Raw genomic sequence first — 19828 nt, 5'->3', positions numbered from 1 at the left:
GCCGTCGTCTACCGCGGCGCAGCAGTCCTACGCGCCATCACCCTCTGGCTACCCCATTTGTCAGACACGCCCTAGCCATGAGCCGCCCCATCCCCGAACCCACGCCCGTCTCGCAGCCCTTCTGGGACGGCCTGGCCCAGCACCGGATCATGGTGCAGTACTCGCAGTCGGCACAGCGCTTCGTGTTCTATCCGCGCACCCTGGCCCCCGGGACCCTGGCCGACGACCTGCAGTGGCGCGAAATCGACGGTGCCGCAACCCTGTACACCTTCACGGTCGCCCGCCGGCCCACCGGCCCGCCGTGGGCCGGCGGGCCGCCGCAACTGCTCGCGGTGGTGCAGTGGGACGCCGGCCCGAAATTCAGCACCGAGCTGGTCGACGTCGACCCGAGCGATGTCCGCATCGGGATGCGGGTGCGGCCGGTGTTCTACGATCTGCCTGAAGAGGGCATCACCCTCCTGAAATATCGGCCCGCATGACCTCGCCGGTGAGGTCGGAGGTGCACATGGACGACCCGGTCAACGGCATCGTGGCGGCGATGCTCGAGGCGTTGAACGCCGGGTTTCCGCGCGTGGAGACCATGACCGGCCCGCGGGCGCGCGCCGCGGTGGCGCAGCGACGCCTGCCGATAAGCAACCGAGACGACGTGCGCAGCGCCACCGACCGCACGATCGCGGGGCCCGGCGGCGACATCCCGGTCCGCGTTTATCAACCGCACGGCACGCCGCCGGGCGACCGCGCCGCGATCGTGTTCTGCCACGGGGGCGGGTTCGTCTTCTGCGACATCGAGTCTCATGATGGCTTCTGCCGGGCCCTGGCCCGCGGCAGCCAGGCCGTCGTGGTCTCGGTCGCCTACCGCCTGGCCCCCGAGCACCCGGCTCCGGCGGCGGCGCTCGACGCCTTCGCGGCGTTCGGCTGGGTGGTCGAGCACGCCGCCGAATTGGGCATCGATCCCGCACGCACGGCGATCGCCGGGGACAGCGCCGGCGGCAACCTGGCCGCCGTCACCGCCATACTCTGCCGCGACCGCGGCCTCACCCAGCCCGCGGGGCAGCTGCTGATCTACCCGGTGATCGATCCGACCTTCGACACCGAGAGCTATCACCGCTACGGCACCGGCTACTTCAACACCCGCGCCGCGATGCAATGGTACTGGCGCCAATATTTGGGTGCGCGAACGGTTTTCGATCCGCCCTATCTGGTGGCCCCAGCCCGCGCGGATTCTCATGCGGGCCTGCCGCCCACGGTGATCGTGACGGCCGGGCTCGATCCCCTGCACAGCGAGGGATGCGACTACGCGCGGCGGCTGCGCGCCGCGGGAGTGCCCGTGGTGCACCGGGACTTTCCCGGCCTGTTCCACGGCTTCATGACGATGCAGGCCTTTGCGCCGGCGGTGTCGGCGCGAAGGCTGGTCTGCGCCGACCTGCGCCGGCTACTTTATCCGGCGTGCCGGAGCGCGGTCTCGTGACCGAAGTCAGCGACGTCATCGTCATCGGCGCCGGGTTCGCCGGACTCTATGCCGTGCACCGGGCCGCCTCGTCGGGCCTGTCGGTCACCGCCGTCGAGGCCGCCCCGGACGTGGGCGGCACCTGGTACTGGAACCGCTATCCGGGTGCGCGCTGTGACGTCGAAAGCGTGGACTATTCCTACTCATTCGACGAAGAGCTGCAGCGGAGCTGGCAGTGGACGGAACGCTTCGCCGCCCAGCCGGAAATCCTGGCCTATCTGCGCCACGTCGCCGACCGCTTCGACCTGCGCCGCCACTACCGATTCGGCGTCGACGTCACCGGCGCCACCTTCGACGAGGGCCGCTGGCACGTCGAGACGGCGACCGGCGACAGCTATGCCGCGCGGTTCCTGTTGTGCGCGACCGGCTGCCTGTCGGCGCTGAACCGTCCCGATATCCCCGGCACCGAAGACTTCGCGGGGGAGGTGTATTTCACGGCCGCGTGGCCGCGCGAGGATCCCGAGCTGCGCGGCAAACGGGTGGGTTTGATCGGCACGGGCTCGTCCGGGATACAGGTGGCCCCGATCATCGCCGGCATTGCCGAAAGCCTGGTCGTATTCCAACGATCCGCGAACTACACCATCCCGATGCCCAACCGGCCGTGGTCGGTCACCGAACAGCGACAAATCCAGGAGCAATACCGTGAGCGCCGCCGGGCCTCCGCCTACGCGGCCGCGGGCACCCCGCACGGCACCTACCACAAGAACGCCGTGGACACCGAACCGCACGAGCGGACCGAAGCGCTGTGGAAGCGCTGGCGCGAAGGCGGTGTGCTGTTCGCCAAGACCTTCCCCGACCAGACCAGCGACCTGTCCGCCAACGACATCGCCAGGACGTTCGCCGAGCAGCGGATCCGTGAGATCGTCAACGATCCCGCCGTCGCAACCGACCTCACCCCGGTCGATCACCCGATCGGAACCAAGCGCATCTGCACCGACGACGGCTACTACGCCACGTTCAACCGCGACAACGTCCGGTTAGTGAACCTGCGCCGCGAGCCCATAGAGGCGGTCACCGCCGACGGCGTGCGAACCAGCGCCACGACTTACCCCTGCGACGTGCTGGTCTTCGCGACCGGCTTCGACGCCATGACCGGCGCGCTCACCCGAATCGATCCGACAGGTCCCCGGGGACAGCGATTGCGTGACCTCTGGACCGACGGCCCGATGACCTTCCTCGGCCTGATGGTGCCGGAGTTGCCGAACCTGTTCACCATCAGCGGGCCGGGCAGCCCCTCGGTGCTGTCCAATATGGTGCTGCACGCCGAGGTCCAGGTCGACTGGGTGGTCGACCTGATGCGGGCGGCGAAACGCCTCGGCGTCGACGAGGTCGAGCCCCGCCACGACGCGGCGCTGGCCTGGACCGAGCACGTGGCCCAGGCCGCCGAGCGGACGCTGTTCCCCAGGGCGGCATCCTCGTGGTACCTGGGCGCCAACATCGAGGGCAAGAAGCGGGTCTTCATGCCCTACATCGGCGGTTTCGGTACCTATCGGCGGCACTGCGACGAGGTGGCCCGGAACAACTACGCGGGGCTGGTGCTGACCACCCGATGATCGAAACGGTCCAACAACTACTGCGGCACCGCCGAGATGACGACACCCCCGCGCTTGCCTACGGCGAGCGGACCTGGACCTGGCGCGAGCACCTCGCCGAAGCGGAGGCGGAGGCGGCCGCGCTGATCGCGCTCGCCGACACCGCACGGCCGTTGCACGTCGGCGCCCTACTGGGCAATTCCCCGGCCATGCTGCGCGCCATGGCCGCGGCCGCGCTGGGCGGCTATGTGTTGTGCGGGATCAACACCACGCGGCGAGGCTCGGGATTGCTGTTCGACATCCGGCGATCCGACTGTCAGATGGTGCTCGCCGACCCGGAGCACCTGAACCTGCTGAATAGGTTGGACCTCAACGGTATTCAGGTGATCGATGTGACCGGCGGCCGCTACGCCGCCGCCGTCGCGGCCGCGCCACCGCTGGTTCCGCATCGCGAGGTGGCTGCCGCCGACACCCTGATGATGATCTTCACCTCGGGCACCAGCGGCGACCCCAAGGTGGTGCGGTTCGCCCATGGCATGGCGATCATGTGCGGTGCCAGCCTGGTCTTTCAGTACGACGTCACCGCCGACGACGTCTGCTACCTGTCGATGCCGCTCTTTCACTCCAACGGCGTCGCCGCTGGGTGGGCGGTCGCCATCGGCAGCGGGGCCACCATGGTGCCGGCACGGTTTTCACCGTCCCGCTTCCTCGACGATGTCCGCCGCTATCGGGTGACCTACCTGAACTACGTCGGCAAGCCGCTGGCGCTGATCCTGTCCACCCCCGAGCGTCCCGACGACGCCGACAACACCTTGCGGGTGGCCTTCGGTAACGAGGCCACCGACCGCGACATTGCCGAATTCGCAAGGCGTTTCGGGTGCCGTGTCATCGACAGCTTCGGTTCGAGTGAATTCGCGGTGATCGTGGTGCGCGAAGACGGCACCCCGCCCGGCTCCATCGGCAAGCCGTACCCGGGGGTGAGCATCTACAACTCGACGACACTGCGGGAATGCGAGCCCGCGAAGTTCGATGCGCACGGGGCGCTGACCAATTTCGATGACGCCGTCGGCGAGCTCGTCAACACCCAGGGGGCGGGTCCTTTTGCCGGCTACTACAACGATCCTGGTGCGACCGCACAGCGCATGCGCCACGGCATGTACTGGTCCGGCGATCTGGCCTATCGCGACGACGACGGCTGGATTTATTTGGCCGGCCGCACCGCCGACTGGATGCGGGTGGATGGGGAGAACCTGGCGGCCGGACCGGTCGAGCGAATTCTGGCGCGGCTGCCCGAGATCGGCCAGGTCGCGGTCTATGCGGTCCCCGACGAGCGGGTCGGCGACCAGGTGATGGCCGCCCTGGTGCTGCGGCCCGGGACCAACCTGAGCCCGGGCGACTTCGGGAGATTCCTCGCCGCGCAGCCCGACCTGTCGCCGAAGGCGTGGCCGCGCTACGTGCGCATCAACGATCAACTGCCCGCGACCGCGACCAACAAGATCCTCAAGCGGGCGTTGATCGCCGCGGGTGTCACCGCGCAGGGCGGCCTGTTGTGGACGCGACCGGCGCGCGGCACCGATTATGCGCCGGTGCGCGAAAACGCCGCGGGCTCTTCGGCGGCCACCGTCACGGGGCCGTGAACCGGGTGCGGCCTCAGCCCGTTCCCTCGACGGTTTCGGGCTGAGGTGCTTCCCCGAACCGCGCCAGCACCAGCGTTGCGGACACGGCGACGGCGAACCCCGCGATCACCAGCCAGCCGAGCCCGGCGCGCGCGGTGTCGCCCAACCACACCACCCCGACGAACGCCGGCGCCAGCGTTTCGCCGACCACCATGCCCGCGACCGCCGTGGTCACCGATCCGCGGTGCAGCGCGGAGGTGAGCAACAGGAAGCCCGCGGCGCCGCCGGCGGCCGCCGCGTACAGCGCGGGGTTGGTGTAAAAAGCGCGCTTGGTGGGATCGATCGCGTCGATCAGCCGCACCCCGACCTCGACCACCCCGAAGCCGCTGCCGGCGGCCAACCCCAGCGCCAGCGCACGCGCGCGGTCGGGCAATCGCCCGGCGGCGGCGCCGCCGACGAAGATCACGGCCACCACCCCCAGCAGCGCCCAGCCGAGACCGGCCGGGCCGTGCCGAAAGTGGCCGGGGCCGGCGGCCAGGGCCAACACGACAAGGCTGAGGCAGACCACGCCGACGGCCGTCCATTCCGCCGACGACAGCCGCGCCGACAACACCCACGCGGCCACCACGCCGGTGACCGCGATCGACGCGGCCAGCGCCGCCGCGACGACGTAGATCGGGACCACGCGCAGCGCGGCGACCTGAAGCGCGAAGCCGGCGACGTCGAGCCCGATGCCGGCCAGATAGCGCCACTGCCGCACGGCACGCAACAGCAGTACGGCGTCCACACCCGAGCCGCTGCCGGCTTCCACGGCGCGCGTCCCGGCCGCCTGCAGCACGGTCGCCGTCCCGTAACAGAGCGAGCAGCCCAGCGCGAGGAGGAAGCCGATCAGCACACCCACCGACATTAGGCGGCCCAGCGGCCGGCCGCTGGAGCGCGTCGCGGCTGCCAATCATCTGAACAAACGTTTGGGCGGAGGGTGCCGGGGGCACCTCAGAGGTACCTGACGGCGCCCAGGCCCAACCCGAGTAAGCAGCGGCCAGTGAACGGCCATGCGTCACCAGCGTGCGCGTTAGGCATATGTCTAACCTTGTGCTGCAATAGAATTCAATTTTATGTTTAGAGTCGGTGTACAGCTGTGTACTCTAACCTCATGGCTGAACGCGGCGCCCAGCCCAACGTCCCATGGGGACGGCGGTTATTCCTGCGGGCGGTGCGACGGCTGTTCAGCCCGCTGCAGCCCGACGATTACCTCGAGATGATCAACCCGCTGTGGACCACCAAGGAGTTGCGCGGGAAGGTTGAACGCATCGAGCAACAGGGCTCGGAAGCGGCCAGCATTCTGATTCGCCCCGGATATGAGTGGCCGGGCCACAAGCCCGGGCAGTACGTGCGCCTCGGGGTGGTCATCGACGGCGTCTACCACTGGCGCGCGTACTCGCTGACCTCGGATCCCAGGCCCGAAGACGGCCTGATCAGTGTCACGCCCAAGCGGGTCGACGGCGGCGCCGTGTCGCCGTACCTCGTGCACAAGATTCAACCTGGCGATCTGGTGCGGCTGGGCGAAATCGAAGGCGTCTTCACGCTGCCCGACCCCCTGCCGGACAAGCTGCTGTTCATCAGCGCCGGCAGCGGCATTACACCGATCGTCAGCATGCTGCGCGACCTCGACCATCGCGACGAATTGCGCGACGCGTTGGTGATCCATTCCGCGCGAACCCGCGAGCAGGCCATGTTCCTGCCTGCCTTGGAAGAGCTAGAGGAACGCCACGAGGGACTGCGGCTGGATCTTCGCCTCACCTCCGAACGCGGCCGGTTCACCCCCGGCGACCTGGACGAAGCGTGCCCGGACTGGCGTGAGCGCGAGGCCTTCTGCTCGGGCCCGGGGGAAATGCTCGACGCGCTGATCGAACACTGGAAAGAGTACGGCGACTGCGACCGCCTGCACTTCGAGCGGTTCCAGCCGAAGATCGGCGGCGACGCCAATGCCGGCGAGGGCGGCACCGTCTGCTTCCTGGACAGCGACAAGGAAGTCGAATGTGACGGGGGCACATCGATTCTCGAGGCCGGCGAGAAGGCCGGTCTCAACCTCGCCTATGGCTGTCGCATTGGAATCTGCCATACCTGTGTGGGGACGCTGAAATCGGGCAAGCTGCGAGACCTGCGTTCGGGTGACGTGATCGAACCGACCGGACAAGACGTCCGAATCTGCATCAACACCGCCGAGGGCGACGTCGAACTCGAACTCTGACCGAAAGGAGCGGCTTGTGACAACTGCCGTGAAGAATGCCGCTGAGAGCCCGCTCGCTCGCTTGAGCGAGCAAGAGCTGGAAAAGCTCGCGAAGGAATTCGACGCCATTCACGATGACGTGTTCGCCGACCTCGGCGACCGCGACCGGCGCTACATCAAGAACGTCATCTCGGCGCAACGACAGATCGTGGTGATCGGCCGGGTACTGCTGCTGGCCTCGCGCTCGAAGACGGCGTGGTTGCTGGGCACCGCGTGTCTGTCCATGGCCAAGATCTTGGAGAACATGGAGATCGGCCACAACGTGATGCACGGTCAATGGGACTGGATGAACGATCCCGACATCCACTCCTCGGTGTGGGACTGGGACACGGCGTCGACCGCCGAGTCGTGGAAGCATTCGCACAACTACATCCATCACACGTTCACCAACATCCTGGGCAAGGACAAGGATCTCGGCTACGAGATCATGCGCATCGATCCCAACCAGAAATGGGAACCACGCTTTCTGTTCCAGCCGATCTACAACGTGTTGCTCACGCTGCTGTTCGAGTGGGGCGTCGCCGTCCACGACATGGACATCGACGCGATCCGCAAGCGGGAGAAGCCCTGGTCCGAAGTGCGCAAGGACCTCAAGGGGATCGGGGTCAAAGCCCGCGCGCAGATCGTCAAGGACTACCTCGGATGGCCGCTGATCAGCGCCGGTGCGTTCGGGCTCACCCAGTTGGCGACGGGCGGCCGGCTCGAACAGCCGGCGCAGTCCCGCATCGCCGGGCGGCTGCGCAGGGTGTCCACGGGCGGCCGCATGGGTGCCGTGGCGAACTTCCTCGACAAGGTGGCGCCCGGTGTCGAAAGCACGTACCTGCGCACGCTGGCAGCCGACGCGTTGGCCAACGTGATCCGCAACGTGTGGGCCCACGCCATCATCTTCTGTGGCCACTTTCCCGACCAGACGTACACGTTCACGCCGGAGGAGGTCGAGAACGAGACCCGCGGCGGCTGGTATGTGCGCCAGTTGCTCGGCGCCGCGAACATCGACGGCAGCCCGCTGTTCCATATCATCAGCGGCAATCTCGGTTACCAGGTCGAGCACCACCTCTACCCGGACATGCCGAGCAGCCGGTACTCGGAGATCGCGCCCCAGGTCAAGGACATCTGCGAGCGCTACGAGCTGCCGTACAACTCCGGCCGTTTCTCGAAGCAGTGGGCGATGGTGCACCGCAGCATCTTCCGCCTGGCCTTCCCGGGCGGAAAGCCCCGGCCGAAGCCGGGTCCCTACCACGGCAACGTCCACCGCCCCGACCCCGAGCGGCCCGGCGAGGGCATCCGGTTCCGCGACCGCGTGCCCGCCGAGCACCCGGCCGCGGGTCCCGAACACGACTCCGGTGGCGTCGAGGTGCAGCCGCCGCCGCGGGGCAAGGACTGACCCCGCCGCCGAGCGTGTGGACTACGGACGATCCCAGGGCGGTTTGCGTGCATAAGGCCCACGTTCGGCGTTAGTCCACGGATGTGAACCCATCCCGACGTCGGGTCGTGGATCATCATCGATGATGCGTCCCGTCCGCCCACCCGATCCCGAAGGCACCGAGCCGCCGGGGCTCCCCGGCGGCTACGGATTTCCCGCGCGGCTATGGCGCTGGGTCGGCGAGCACCCGCCCCCGGGTGCCCAGCGGGCACAACGGTGGCGCAGCCCGTTGCGCGGGCCGTGGCTGACATCGGTCTTCGGTTCAATGCTGCTGGTGACGCTGCCGATCGTGACCATCACCGGCTTGCTGTCGTACATCGCCTATGGGCCCCGGTTCGGGCAGGCCATCCCCGGCGACGTCGGGTGGCTGAAGCTGCCGACCTTCGACTGGCCCACCCGTCCGTCGTGGCTGTATCGGCTCACCCAAGGCCTACACGTCGGGCTCGGCCTGACGTTGGTCCCGGTGGTGCTGGCCAAACTGTGGTCGGTGATACCCCGCCTGTTCGTGTGGCCGCCCGCCCGCTCCATAGCCCAGCTGCTGGAACGGGTTTCGTTGCTGATGCTGGTCGGGGGCGTCCTATTCGAAATCGTCACCGGTGTGCTCAACATCCAGTACGACTACGTCTTCGGGTTCAGCTTCTACACCGCGCATTACTTCGGGGCGTGGGTGTTCATCTCCGGATTCGCCGTCCATATCGCGATCAAGTTCCCGAAAATGTGGTCCGGCCTGCGCTCGATCGCACCGAGCGACGTCTTGCGCACCGGGCGTGCCGGCACCAGAGCCCAGGCGTGGGAGCCGGACGGGCTGGTCGCCCGGGAACCGGGCCCCGCGACCATGAGCCGCCGCGGCGCGCTGGCGCTGGTGGGCGGTGGTGCGCTGTTCATGGCGGTCATCACGGCGGGCCAGACGCTGGGTGGCTATGCCCGGCCGGCTGCGCTGCTGCTGCCCCGGGGGCGCACCCGCGGGGCCGGACCCAACGATTTCGAGGTCAACCGGACCGCGGCGGCGGCCGGGATCTCCGCGGAAATCACCGGCGAACGCTGGCGCCTGACCCTGAGCGGGGGTCCCCGCCCCCTGGTACTGGGCCGCGCCGCGCTGCTGGCCATGCCGCAGCACACCTCGGCGTTGCCGATCGCCTGCGTGGAGGGTTGGTCGACCACACAACGCTGGACCGGCGTGCGGCTGGCGGATCTGGCCCGGTTGGCCGGAGTGCCCGCGCCGGAAGCGGCGCACGTGTCGTCGTTGGAGCGCTCGGGCGCGTTCGGCCGCGCGACCCTGCATAAAAGCCAGGTGCTGCACCCCGACGCGTTGCTGGCGTTGCGGGTCAACGGCACCGACTTGGCACCGGATCACGGCTTCCCGGCGCGCATCATTGTGCCGGCGCTGCCCGGGGTGCACAACACCAAATGGGTGGAGTCCATCGCCTTTCAGGGCTCGGCGAATGCCTGACTTCCGAGCGGGTTTCGCGAAGTTCGCCAAGGCCTATGGGTCCCACCCGTTGCATCTGCTGATCCTGCTCGTCGGGTTCGCGCTCATCGGCTATGTGATTGCCACCATCGACCCGGTGACGCTGTGGAACCCGAAAGCGTGGTGGCAATCGATCATCGTGTGGTTCGTCGCGGCACTCGTCGTCCACGACCTGGTGCTCTTCGGAGTCTATGCACTTCTCGACGGGCTGCTGTCGCGGGCCGTCGTCCGAACCGAACCGCCGCGCGTGCCGTTGATCAATCACATCCGGGTGCCCGCGCTGGGAGCGGGTCTGACGCTCTTGGTGTTCCTCCCCGGGATCATCAAACAGGGCGCCGCCACCTATACGGCCGCCACTGGCCAGACCCAGGACCCCTACCTCGGGCGCTGGTTGTCGTTGACCGCGGCGATGTTCGCGGTCAGCGCCGCGATCTACGCGGTCCGCGTCGTCAGGCGATGAACCGCCGCGAAGGCACCAGGCATCTGCAAACCCTTGCGCCGCTACCGATCCCAACTGGTGGCGAACGCCTTGAAGAATCCTTGGAGTGTGCTACCAGTCCGGTCGCGTGACGTCCGTATCGACGGGCCGGCAACTACTGTTGTGCCCTGTGGGGACCTTGAGGGCTGTGACCCGAACCGCGCTGTGCGGCTGCGTGACCGCGTTGATGGTGGCGGTGGGTTTCTCGTTCGGCGCGGCACCGGCCGCCAACGCCTCGTCGTCGGTCGTGGCGCCAGCGCCCCCGGCCCCGGGCGACGCCCTGCCGGCGCAACCCTTCGGGGGAGGAGGCTGCATCATCGGCCTCAACTGCGGCTGCATTCGCAACATCACGTGCCCTGCACCGCATACGCGCCGCCCGAGTGCCAACCATAACCAGCACGCCGCGCCCCCACCGCCGAATCCCTAGCGCCGAAACCGCGGGCGGCTTTCTATCATTTGGTGATGGGCGCCGGTGGACTGAAAGCCGTGGATTCGCCGGCATTCACCGATGAAGACTCGACCCGCTTTCACGCCGCCGGCTGGTGGTCCGGGTCGACGCTGTCGGATGCGGTGCGGCGAAACGCCGAGCGGACACCGGATCGTCCCGCCTACGTCGACCATGGCGGTTCGGCCTTCAGCTGGCGTGAATTCGACAGCGCGGCAAACGGTTTGGCTGCATCATTGGCCGGGGTCGGCGTCGCTCGTGGTGACCGGGTGGCGGTCTGGCACGGCGACTGCGCGGCCGTTCACGTGCTGTTCGTCGCGATCGAACGCTGCGGGGCGGTGATCGTCGGCATCGGTGCACGGGCCGGCACCCGGGAGGCGACGGCGATCCTGCGCACCGCCCGGCCGAAAACCCTGGTGAGCGATCCGCCCCGCGCCGGAGCGGCCGCGGAAGTCGCGAGCGAGCTGCGGGTGCCCCGGTTGGTGTTGGGCCACGACGGCGGGACGCTTCGCCTCGATGTCGACGCCGAGCCCAGGGCGCTGGATCCCGACGCCCAAGTCGGTCCCGACGACGTCTTCCTGATCAATTCCACCTCGGGCACCACCGGGCTGCCCAAGTGCGTCGTGCACACCCAGAACCGTTGGCACTACTTTCACCAGAAAGCCGTCGCCAATGGGCTGCTGACGGCGGACGAGGTATTCCTGCCGGTCATACCCACCCCTTTTGGGTTCGGGCTGTGGACCAGCCACACCACCCCGATCCACCTCGGCGCCACCACGGTGCTGCTGGACCGGTTCACCACCGGGGCGACCTGCGAGGCGATAGCCCGGCACCAGGTCACCGTACTATGTTGCGTCAGCACCCAATTGACGATGCTGATGGCCGATCCGGCCAGCCGCGACCACGACCTGAGTTCGCTGCGTGTGGTGTACACCGGCGGTGAGGCGTTGCCGTACCGGCCCGCGGCCGAGTTCGAAGAACTCACCGGCGCCACCATCCTGCAGTTCTACGGTTCCAACGAAACCGGGATGCTCAGCGCGACAACCCTCGACGATTCACGCGAGCACCGGCTGCGCACCGCGGGCCGCCTCATCCCTGAAATGTCGGTCCGGCTGTTCGCCGGGGACCGCGACGTCACCGCCATGGGGCGGGGACAGCCCGCCTGCCGCGGGCCGGCGACCAGCCTGGGCTACCTCGGCGGCACCGACCACGACAAGCTGTTCACCCGCGACGGGTGGATGCGCATGGGCGACATCTGTGAGATCGACGGCGACGGCTACCTGCGCGTCACCGGGCGTACGTCCGATTTCATCGTCCGCGGCGGCAAGAACATCAGCGCCAGCCAGGTCGAAGACGCCGTCATGACCCACCCCGCCATCGCGATAGCGGCCGCTGTCGCCATGCCCGACCCGGTGTTCGGCGAAAAGGTGTGCCTCTACGCCGAACTCGTCGACTCCGCCGCCGTCGACCTGCCCGGCCTCGTCGAACACCTGCTAGCGCTGGGGGTTTCCAAGGAACTGCTGCCCGAACGGCTGATCGTGCTCGACGAACTGCCCCGATCATCGGGCGGAAAGATAGCCAAAGGCCGGCTGCGCGAGGATATTGGAGCCAGAATGGAGGCCGGTGATGAACGCTCCTGACGCACGGCGCGGCGGGTTGGAAGTGTGGGCGCCGTCGGTGGTACCACCCATCGGCGTCGAGTTGTCCAGCGAGCAGGCGCTGGCCGTCGCCTTCCGTCACCTGGCCGACATCGGGTTCGCCGAGAACATGGCCGGGCACATCACCTGGCAGCTCGACGGCCGAACGGAGATGTTCGTCAATCCCTGGGGACTGTGGTGGCAGGAGATCACCGCGTCCGACATCTGCGTGGTGGACGGCGACGCGCACCTGGTCCGCGGTCGCTGGGACGTCACACCCGCCATCCACATCCACACCGAGCTGCACCGGGTGCGCGGCGACGCCCGCGTGGTGATCCACAACCACCCGTACTACGCCTGCGTGCTCGCCGCGCTGGGCAGGCTGCCCGAGCTGGTGCATCAGACGGGTTCGCTGTTCCTCGACGACCTGTGCCTGGTCGACAGCTACGACGGCGAAATCGACAGCCCCGCGCGCGCCGCGGAACTGGCGGACCGCATCGGCGGCGCCAACCTGACCATCCTGGCGAACCACGGCGTCATCGCCACCGGCTGCAACCTGCCCGAGGCCGTCTACCGCGCGGCATCCATCGAACGGGTCTGCAAGCTCGCCTACGACGTCATGCTCACCGGCGCGGACCCGGTGGCCATGAACTGGTCGGACATGGCCGGCATGCAACGCTCGCTGATCGAGAGGGCGGCCGACGTGTACTGGGCCGGGGCGGCGCGCATGACCATCAAGGCCGACCCGGATGTGCTCACGTGAACGCCGGGTGTGCGTCCACGGCGGCGACACGCCCCGACAAACGCCGCCGTCAGCGCACACTGAATGCCGTCGGTTCACACCCAACGGCGATGGACCGCAAGGGGATTGACGCGTGAAATCGATCGACGAGCTGGCCACCGACCTGAACTTCACCACGGCGAAGACCGGCGCGCAGCGTTCGGTTACCTTCCTGCCGGACCCGCCCCGGGCGCCCCGGCGTTACACGGTGATCTCGGTGGACGATCACATCGTCGAACCCCCGGATACCTTCACCGGCCGGCTGCCCCGCAAGTTCGCCGACCGGGCGCCCAAAGTCGTCGAGACCGACGGCGGGGGACAGACGTGGGTCTACGACGGCAAGGAATTGCCCAACGTCGGCTTCAACGCGGTGGTCGGACGGCCGGTGGCGGAGTACGGTTTCGAGCCGGTCCGGTTCGACGAGATGCGCAGGGGCGCATGGGACATCCACGCCCGCATCAAGGACATGGACCTCAACGGCATCTACGCCTCGCTGAACTTCCCGTCGTTTCTGCCGGGCTTCGCCGGACAGCGGTTGCAGCAGCTGACCGGTGATCGAGACCTGGCGCTGGCCTCGGTCCGGGCTTGGAACGACTGGCATTTCGACGTCTGGGCGGGGTCATATCCGGACCGGATCATTCCCTGCCAACTGCCGTGGCTGCTCGATCCTGAGCTCGGCGCGAAGATGATTCGCGAGAACGCCGAGCGCGGCTTTCACGCCGTGACGTTCAGCGAGAACCCGGCGATGTTGGGGCTGCCCAGCATCCACACCGGCCACTGGGATCCGCTGATGGCGGCCTGCGCCGAGACCGGCACCGTGGTGAACCTGCACATCGGGTCGTCGGGTTCGTCGCCGTCCACCACCGCGGACGCACCCCCGGATGTGCAGGGCGTACTGTTCTTCGCCTATGCCATCTCCGCGGCGGTCGACTGGTTGTACTCCGGACTGCCCAGCCGATTCCCTGACCTCAAGATCTGCCTGTCCGAAGGCGGGATCGGTTGGGTGGCGGGCCTGCTCGATCGCCTTGACCACATGCTCAGCTATCACGCCATGTACGGCACCTGGCAGGCGCTGGGCGAGACCCTGACCCCCGCGGAGGTGCTGACCCGCAACTTCTGGTTCTGCGCGGTCGAGGACAAGTCCTCCTTCGTACAGCGTGACCGGATCGGCGTCGAAAACATCATGCTGGAGGCCGACTACCCGCATTGCGACTCGACGTGGCCGCACAGCCAGCAGACCATCGGCGAACAAATCGGTGATCTGCCACCCGACGTCATCCGAAAGTTCAGCTGGGAGAACGCCTCTCGGTTGTACCGGCACCCGGTGCCGGACGCGGTGCAACGGGATCCCGAAGCGTTCTGACCCGCCCGCGCATGCCGCCCGAGCACAATGCGCAAAGGCCGAAAATCGCCCGTTGCGTGGCAGTTGTGCGCACAAGCGAGTCATCGCCCGGATCGTTTTGTAACTTCGATCGCACGAGGTGCCGGGACCCCCTCGGCACCGTCACCGATCAGGACCGCATCGACCGGCTGGCCGATGACCTCGCCGAGGTCCTCACCGCCCTGCGCGTCACCGGCCCCCTCACCCTGGCGGGTCACTGCATGGGCGGCATGACCGCGTTGGCCTACCTCGGCCGCCCCGCCGCGCCACGGACCGGGCGATCAACGGGCTGACGGCGCGGCCGGTTGACGGCACGCTCGGCGCTCGACGGTATAAATGGCGAGGAGCGGATGCGCATGCGGACCGAGCACCGGGCGAAAAGGAAACAACGATGACGGCGACCGACAAAGTCGACTTCAGGTCCGTGCCTTGGGGTTCGGTGGAGTGGACGAATCTCGTCACGCTCTACCTGCGTGCTCACGAAAGCCGGTCGGAGCGGCCGATTCTGGGGGACCGGGCCGCCGCGGAAGCCGTGGACCGCATCGAGTACGACTTCAAGCGAATCCATCGGATGTCGTGGCCGGCGGCCAATCAGTACCTCGTCGCGTTGCGGGCCAAGCAGCTCGACGACTGGTGTGCCGACTTCCTCGCCCGCCATCCGAACGCGGTCGTCCTGCACCTCGGTTGCGGCCTGGACGGGCGCGCGTTCCGGCTCGGCGTCCCGCCGTCGGTGACCTGGTTCGACGTCGATCAGCCGAGCGTGATCGGGCTGCGTAGCAGGCTCTACGACGACACCGAGAGCTACCGGATGATCGGCTCGTCGGTGACCGCACTGCAATGGCTCGATCAAGTCCCGACCGGACGTCAGACGCTGATCGTTGCCGAGGGCCTGCTGATGTACCTGCCCGAGGACGACGTTCGGCGGCTGCTGCGGTGCCTGATCGACCGATTCGCCGGCGGTGAAATGCATTTCGACACGCTGTCGACCCTGGCGCCGCTGATGTCGAGGATCTTCACCCGGGGAATCATCAGGTGGGGCATCCGCGACGCGCGCGAAATCGCGACCTGGAATCCGCGGCTGCGATTCCTCGAGCAGACACCCGTGCTGGCCGACTACAAGCGAATCCCGTCGACCGCGGTGCGGTTGATCTACCAGCTGACGTGGATGACGGCCGGCCGCCACTACGACGTGCTGAACCGCTTCGCATACTGACCGGCCGATCACAGCTCGCCGGCCAGCCGGCGCAGAATGTCGGCGGCCGGCTCCGCGGTCGCGTGCCGGTATCCGGTGCCCGCCCAGAGGTGGACGTAGTCCGGCTTGCCCGCGGCCGCGGCGGCCTTGCGCAGCGGGCTGGTCAGGTAATGAATGGCGGGGTAACCCGGTGGCGCCTCGGCCTCGTGGGCGTCGATGAACGCGTTGCGCAGGCCGCGGGCGGGGCGGCCGGTGAAGGCCCGGGTCAGCACCGTCTCGGTGTACGCGGGATCGGCCAGGGCCGCCTGATGGGTGGCCGAGGCGCCGCTCTCGGCGGCGCGCAGCAGCACGGTGCCCACCGCCGCGGCGGTCGCGCCGGCGCGGATCACCTCGGCCACCGCGGCGGGGGTGGCCAGCCCGCCGGTGGCCAGCACGGGCAGGGGCACCCGCGCGAGGACCTGCCGGACGAGGTCGACGATGGGAACCGGGGTCAACGGCCGCTGCGGCGAGAGGGTGCCGGAGTGCCCACCGGCATCGGCGGCCTGCACGGCGAGCATGTCGACGCCGGCATCGTGTGCCTGCGCCGCCTCGTCGGCCGTGGTGACCGTCTGGACCACCACGCTTTTTGCCCGGCGTAGCGCGGCGATCACGTCGCGCGACGGAATGCCGAAAGTGAACGACACCATCGGGACGGGGTCGTCGAGCAACAGCGCGATCTTCTCGTCGAACCTGTCGTTGTCCTCGACGGGTTCGGGCGGCAGTGTCAGCCCGAACTGGTCGGCGTCGGCCTGCACGATCGCCGCATAGGCGCGGTAGCGCTGCGGATCGACCGGCACCGGATTGGGCGCGAAGACGTTGACCCCGAACGGGATTCCCTCGGCGCGAACGGCTTTGATCTCGGTCTCGACGGCCTCGACGGTCTTGTATCCGGCCGCGAGCAGGCCGAAGCCGCCGGCGCGGGTGGCCGCCGACACCATGGCCGGGGTGGTGGGGCCACCCGACATCGGGGCCGCCACCAGCGGGATGGACATTCCAAACTGCGCCAACATCTCGATGCCCCTTCGCTGTCCGGGGTGGCCAAGCCCGCCTCGACAATATCGACATTTACATCGACATCGACATCGACATCGACACCGACACCGACACCGACACCGACATCGACATCGACATCGACATCGACGCCGACATCGACGTCTTCCGGGTGTGCAGCATTCCGCCGCGCGACCGACCTGGCAGGATGCTTCAGCGTGACGCGCCCCAACTTCCTCGTCATCGTCGCAGACGACCTCGGGTTCTCCGACCTCGGCGCATTCGGCGGCGAGATCGAGACGCCCAATCTCGATCGGCTGGCCCACGCCGGCCTCCGGCTCACCGATTTCCACTCGGCTCCGGCCTGCTCACCGACCCGGGCGATGCTGTTGAGCGGGACCGATCACCACATCGCCGGCATCGGCACGATGCTCGAGGTCGCGTCCCCGGAATTCCGCGGCGCACCCGGCTACGAGGGCTACCTGAACGACCGGGTGGTCGCGCTGCCCGAACTGCTGCGCGACGCAGGGTATCTGACCCTGATGTCGGGCAAATGGCATCTCGGGGCGACCATCGAGACGTCGCCGTGGGCGCGCGGCTTCGAGCGCTCGTTCGCCCTGCTGCCGGCCGGCGCCAGCCACTACGGCGGTTCGGGCGCGCGCGGATTTTCGCCCGTGCCAACGCTTTACACCGAGGACGACCGATTCGTCACCGTCGGCGACGACTTCTATTCGTCGGACTCCTACACCGACACGCTGTTGCGGTATCTGGATGAGCGCGCCGACGACGACCGGCCGTTCTTCGCCTATCTGCCCTTCCAGGCTCCGCACTGGCCGCTGCAGGCGCCCAACGAATCGATCGCGAAATATCGGGGCCGCTACGACGCCGGGCCGGATGCGCTGCGCGAGGAGCGGCTGGCCGCCCTCAAGCGCCTAGGCCTCTGTGCGCCCGATGTCGTCGCGCACCCGGTGGTGGCCGACGGCGCGCCGGAGTGGGCCGACATGACCGACGAGCAGCGCGCGCTCTCGGCGCGCAGCATGGAAGTCTACGCCGGGATGGTCGACCGGATGGACTACAACGTCGGCCGGGTCATCGACTACCTCAGGGCCAGCGGCGAACTCGACAACACCGTCGTCATCTTCCTGTCCGACAACGGCGCCGAGGGCGCGATCGTGGAGGCGATGCCGCTGCGCGGTCCGCAGATCGCCGCACAGATCGAAAAGCATTGCGACAACAGCCTGGACAACCTGGGCCGGCCCACGTCGTTCATCTGGTACGGCCCCCGCTGGGCGCAGGCCGCCACCGCGCCCTCACGCCTGCACAAGGCGTTCACCACCCAGGGCGGGATCCGCGTCACCGGCTTCGTCACCTGGCCCGGCTTCGCCCGTCAACAGCAGATCGGCACAGCGTTCAGCACCGTCATGGACATCGCGCCGACCCTGCTGCAGCTGGCCGGCACCACGCACCCGGGCACCACCCACCCAAGTACCTCGTACCGCGGCCGCGCGGTGGTCCCCATGCGCGGCCGCTCGATGGTCGATTACCTGACGGGCGCCGCCGAGACCGTGCACGACGCCGACACCGGCACCGGCTGGGAGTTGTTCGGCCGCCGCGCCATCCGTCAGGGCGACTGGAAGGCGCTGTATCTGCCGGCGCCGTACGGTCCGGGCGGCTGGCAGCTCTACGATCTGGCCCGCGACCCTGGTGAGACCGACGATCTGGCCGCCTCGCGGCCCGACAAGCTGGCCGAGCTGCTCGCGCTGTGGGACCGCTACGTCGAGGAGACCGGCGTGATCCTCGACCCCATCTCCGTGTTCGACCTGCAACTCTGATCCGGTGAATCCCATCGCGGCTTCTCGGTCACGTGTCGGGTCGACGGGCCTGGAACAGCTCGACCGAACCGCTGTGCCGGACAACGAACACGTCGAGCCCGGCGCCGGCGAGCCAGCGTCGCACCTCACCGGCCCGAGGGGTGTTTCCGAAAAATCCCTCCGCCTGCAGCGCCGTCACAACAAGGTCCTGGCGCCGGCCACGACCGCGTACGCACGTGCTCCCGCGAAGAACGCCATCGGGCTTGAGCACGCGGGCGAGTTCGACCACCGCCGCTCGCGGGTCGGGAAGGCAATGCAGGCCGTTGAAGGTCAATACCAGGTCGAACGTGTTGTCGCCGAAGGGCAAATCCGTGATATCGGCCTCGGCGAACTCCATCCGGGAGGCCACGCCCAACCGGGTTGCCCGACGGCGTGCCCGCCTGAGCATGTCCGAGGAGACGTCGGCGGCCACGTAGCGGCAATCCTGCCCGGGGCGCAGGCCCCGAAAGGCAAAGCCGCCACCGCACGGGACGTCAAGTATCTGGGCGCCGGCGGGCGCTGCACCGACACGCCGAACCTGTTCCAGTAGGTCGTGTAAGGCCAATCCCCACAATGCTTTTGCGCCCACCGCGGCGACGCGGTCATGCGTCGCGGCCATGTTGTACAGCGCCGATGCCACCCGAGCGGCACGCCAGCGCTCCGTTACCTGCCCCATCCGCTGACCCTAACCGGAAACTGGGGCGTGGCAACCGCGGTGCCGAGGCGGTCCGACCGCCCCGATGACGTCATGACGGGCGGCCCGCCAGTTGCGCCAATTGCGCAGCGCCCTGGGCTGTTTGGGTGGTCAGCACGATTCGCCCCGAGGTGGCCGGTTGCTCGATGATCGGTGCCTCCAGCACCATGTTGTCCCGGATGAAGGCCACGTGGTCTTGCAAGTGCTCGTTGGTGAATGCGGCCCACGCGGCCGTCGACGGCGGATCCAGCACGAGGGTCAGTTCGTAGTAGTCCGCGGTCAACGTCTTCGGCGGGTCGACGCGCACCAGGCCCAATTGCATCGTCTCGGGACCCAACGTATAAACGGTGGTTCGCCCGATGTCACAGGTGGTCAGGGTGTCGGTGGGCTTGATTGCAGCGGCCGGATCGGTGGCCGGGCATTTCACGGCGGGAGTGGTGGGCTGCGACTTCGTCACAGGCCGAACGGGCAACGGAGCGATCTTCACCACGGGTGGGGGTGGCGG

At 68.2% G+C, this 19828-nt stretch carries 18 protein-coding genes; 14 read left to right on the top strand and 4 right to left on the bottom strand.

Translation table 11 applies throughout. The features are described 5' to 3' along the window. The first annotated feature begins 77 nt into the window (after window positions 1–77). Genes BST14_RS24120 through fadD1 form a run of 4 tightly spaced genes read left to right on the top strand, consistent with a single transcriptional unit; the run spans window position 78 to window position 4676 of the window. Complete coding sequence (locus tag BST14_RS24120) at window positions 78–479, top strand: Zn-ribbon domain-containing OB-fold protein (RefSeq protein ID WP_083066850.1); 402 nt, start codon at window positions 78–80, stop codon at window positions 477–479. Then, window positions 476–1468, top strand: coding sequence for an alpha/beta hydrolase (locus tag BST14_RS24115; protein WP_438502205.1), 993 nt, complete (start codon window positions 476–478; stop codon window positions 1466–1468). The genes BST14_RS24120 and BST14_RS24115 overlap by 4 nt, the downstream gene beginning before the upstream one ends. Then, a complete protein-coding gene (locus BST14_RS24110; protein WP_083066852.1) occupies window positions 1465–3060 on the top strand; it encodes a flavin-containing monooxygenase in 1596 nt (531 codons plus the stop codon). Before BST14_RS24115 ends, BST14_RS24110 begins: the two co-directional genes overlap by 4 nt. Then, the gene (fadD1, locus tag BST14_RS24105; protein ID WP_083066849.1) at window positions 3057–4676 is read left to right on the top strand and encodes a fatty-acid--CoA ligase FadD1; all 1620 of its coding nucleotides are present in this window, start codon (window positions 3057–3059) and stop codon (window positions 4674–4676) included. Before BST14_RS24110 ends, fadD1 begins: the two co-directional genes overlap by 4 nt. Before the next feature lie 13 nt (window positions 4677–4689). Here fadD1 and BST14_RS24100 read toward each other — a convergent pair whose 3' ends face one another. Then, window positions 4690–5562, bottom strand: coding sequence for a DMT family transporter (locus BST14_RS24100; RefSeq protein WP_083066848.1), 873 nt, complete (start codon window positions 5560–5562; stop codon window positions 4690–4692). A 246-nt stretch (window positions 5563–5808) separates the two neighbouring features. Here BST14_RS24100 and BST14_RS24095 point away from each other — a divergent pair, with 246 nt between their 5' ends. The 9 genes from BST14_RS24095 (at window position 5809) to BST14_RS24050 (ending at window position 15771) form a co-directional block, all read left to right on the top strand. Next, window positions 5809–6906 (top strand): ferredoxin reductase, encoded by a 1098-nt coding sequence (locus tag BST14_RS24095; protein ID WP_083066847.1) that lies wholly within the window; start codon window positions 5809–5811, stop codon window positions 6904–6906. Window positions 6907–6922: 16 nt separating this feature from the next. Further along, window positions 6923–8329, top strand: coding sequence for a fatty acid desaturase family protein (locus BST14_RS24090; protein ID WP_083066846.1), 1407 nt, complete (start codon window positions 6923–6925; stop codon window positions 8327–8329). A gap of 124 nt (window positions 8330–8453) precedes the next feature. Further along, complete coding sequence (locus tag BST14_RS24085; RefSeq protein WP_245845675.1) at window positions 8454–9818, top strand: molybdopterin-dependent oxidoreductase; 1365 nt, start codon at window positions 8454–8456, stop codon at window positions 9816–9818. Continuing rightward, entirely contained in the window at window positions 9811–10296 is a 486-nt protein-coding gene (locus tag BST14_RS24080) for a hypothetical protein (protein ID WP_083066844.1), read from the top strand. The genes BST14_RS24085 and BST14_RS24080 overlap by 8 nt, the downstream gene beginning before the upstream one ends. A gap of 480 nt (window positions 10297–10776) precedes the next feature. After that, window positions 10777–12399, top strand: a complete 1623-nt coding sequence (locus BST14_RS24070; RefSeq protein WP_083066842.1) for a class I adenylate-forming enzyme family protein — start codon at window positions 10777–10779, stop codon at window positions 12397–12399. Continuing rightward, the gene (locus BST14_RS24065) at window positions 12386–13159 is read left to right on the top strand and encodes a class II aldolase/adducin family protein (RefSeq protein WP_083066841.1); all 774 of its coding nucleotides are present in this window, start codon (window positions 12386–12388) and stop codon (window positions 13157–13159) included. Before BST14_RS24070 ends, BST14_RS24065 begins: the two co-directional genes overlap by 14 nt. A 112-nt stretch (window positions 13160–13271) precedes the next feature. Continuing rightward, window positions 13272–14540: an amidohydrolase family protein gene (locus tag BST14_RS24060; RefSeq protein WP_083066840.1), complete on the top strand. Its 1269-nt coding sequence runs from the start codon at window positions 13272–13274 to the stop codon at window positions 14538–14540. A gap of 56 nt (window positions 14541–14596) precedes the next feature. Then, complete coding sequence (locus BST14_RS32705; RefSeq protein ID WP_438502204.1) at window positions 14597–14851, top strand: thioesterase domain-containing protein; 255 nt, start codon at window positions 14597–14599, stop codon at window positions 14849–14851. A gap of 98 nt (window positions 14852–14949) precedes the next feature. Beyond that, on the top strand, window positions 14950–15771 hold the full coding sequence (locus BST14_RS24050; protein WP_083066838.1) for a class I SAM-dependent methyltransferase: 822 nt from the start codon (window positions 14950–14952) through the stop codon (window positions 15769–15771). A gap of 8 nt (window positions 15772–15779) precedes the next feature. Here BST14_RS24050 and BST14_RS24045 read toward each other — a convergent pair whose 3' ends face one another. Continuing rightward, window positions 15780–16799 (bottom strand): NAD(P)H-dependent flavin oxidoreductase, encoded by a 1020-nt coding sequence (locus tag BST14_RS24045; protein WP_083066837.1) that lies wholly within the window; start codon window positions 16797–16799, stop codon window positions 15780–15782. Between the two features lie 198 nt (window positions 16800–16997). Between BST14_RS24045 and BST14_RS24040 the strand changes: the two genes are divergently transcribed. Continuing rightward, on the top strand, window positions 16998–18611 hold the full coding sequence (locus tag BST14_RS24040) for an arylsulfatase (RefSeq protein WP_083066836.1): 1614 nt from the start codon (window positions 16998–17000) through the stop codon (window positions 18609–18611). 28 nt (window positions 18612–18639) lie between these two features. Here the strand turns inward: BST14_RS24040 and BST14_RS24035 are convergent, their stop codons facing one another. Together BST14_RS24035 and BST14_RS24030 are read right to left on the bottom strand one after the other, a co-directional pair. Then, window positions 18640–19305 carry a class I SAM-dependent methyltransferase gene (locus BST14_RS24035; RefSeq protein ID WP_083066835.1) on the bottom strand — a complete coding sequence of 222 codons (666 nt, stop codon included), beginning with the start codon at window positions 19303–19305 and terminating at the stop codon, window positions 18640–18642. A 70-nt stretch (window positions 19306–19375) separates the two neighbouring features. Continuing rightward, window positions 19376–19828: SecDF P1 head subdomain-containing protein (locus BST14_RS24030; protein WP_245845668.1), on the bottom strand; the 453-nt coding region annotated here is incomplete at its 5' end.

Source organism: Mycobacterium arosiense ATCC BAA-1401 = DSM 45069, assembly GCF_002086125.1.
Classification (GTDB): domain Bacteria; phylum Actinomycetota; class Actinomycetes; order Mycobacteriales; family Mycobacteriaceae; genus Mycobacterium; species Mycobacterium arosiense.
This window is presented reverse-complemented; position numbering and strand designations above follow the sequence as displayed.

Coding starts and splice junctions, on each gene's coding strand:
- fadD1 (WP_083066849.1), top strand. CDS start 3,057: ATGATCGAAACGGTCCAACAACTACTGCGGCACCGCCGAGATGACGAC.
- BST14_RS24070 (WP_083066842.1), top strand. CDS start 10,777: ATGGGCGCCGGTGGACTGAAAGCCGTGGATTCGCCGGCATTCACCGAT.
- BST14_RS24035 (WP_083066835.1), bottom strand. CDS start 19,305: ATGGGGCAGGTAACGGAGCGCTGGCGTGCCGCTCGGGTGGCATCGGCG.
- BST14_RS24095 (WP_083066847.1), top strand. CDS start 5,809: ATGGCTGAACGCGGCGCCCAGCCCAACGTCCCATGGGGACGGCGGTTA.
- BST14_RS24120 (WP_083066850.1), top strand. CDS start 78: ATGAGCCGCCCCATCCCCGAACCCACGCCCGTCTCGCAGCCCTTCTGG.
- BST14_RS24100 (WP_083066848.1), bottom strand. CDS start 5,562: ATGTCGGTGGGTGTGCTGATCGGCTTCCTCCTCGCGCTGGGCTGCTCG.
- BST14_RS24045 (WP_083066837.1), bottom strand. CDS start 16,799: ATGTTGGCGCAGTTTGGAATGTCCATCCCGCTGGTGGCGGCCCCGATG.
- BST14_RS24050 (WP_083066838.1), top strand. CDS start 14,950: ATGACGGCGACCGACAAAGTCGACTTCAGGTCCGTGCCTTGGGGTTCG.
- BST14_RS24080 (WP_083066844.1), top strand. CDS start 9,811: ATGCCTGACTTCCGAGCGGGTTTCGCGAAGTTCGCCAAGGCCTATGGG.
- BST14_RS24115 (WP_438502205.1), top strand. CDS start 476: ATGACCTCGCCGGTGAGGTCGGAGGTGCACATGGACGACCCGGTCAAC.
- BST14_RS24085 (WP_245845675.1), top strand. CDS start 8,454: ATGCGTCCCGTCCGCCCACCCGATCCCGAAGGCACCGAGCCGCCGGGG.
- BST14_RS24065 (WP_083066841.1), top strand. CDS start 12,386: ATGAACGCTCCTGACGCACGGCGCGGCGGGTTGGAAGTGTGGGCGCCG.